Source organism: Bacillus sp. SIMBA_031, from assembly GCF_046535225.1.
In the GTDB taxonomy this organism is placed as follows: domain Bacteria; phylum Bacillota; class Bacilli; order Bacillales; family Bacillaceae; genus Bacillus; species Bacillus velezensis.
Window position 1 is genome coordinate 1 of sequence record NZ_JAWRXC010000385.1, and the last position, 260, is coordinate 260.

Annotated in this window: 1 protein-coding gene; it reads right to left on the bottom strand. The window is 33.1% G+C overall.

The window, feature by feature from the left end; genetic code table 11:
- A partial coding sequence (locus SB724_RS20735) for a DNA methyltransferase (protein ID WP_410572818.1) occupies positions 1–260 on the bottom strand: 260 nt, incomplete at both ends.

Below are 260 nucleotides of genomic sequence, written 5' to 3' on the forward strand. Positions count from 1 at the left end.
TTATTTAAAGCATCTTCGTAGCTTTCTAAAACCTGGTATTTAACAAGCCCGCCGCCATTCCAATTATTTTCTTTTGAAACTCCATTTTTATCTCCATGCAATACTTTTTTAATTCTTGGCAGAAGCTTGCTATTGAAATAGGAACCCATTTCAACACCAATAAATTTTCTTTTCATCTTCAAAGCAGTTGCGGATGTTGTACCACTGCCATTGAAATAATCCAAAATTAAATCAGATTTGTCTGATGTAGATTCTAAAAC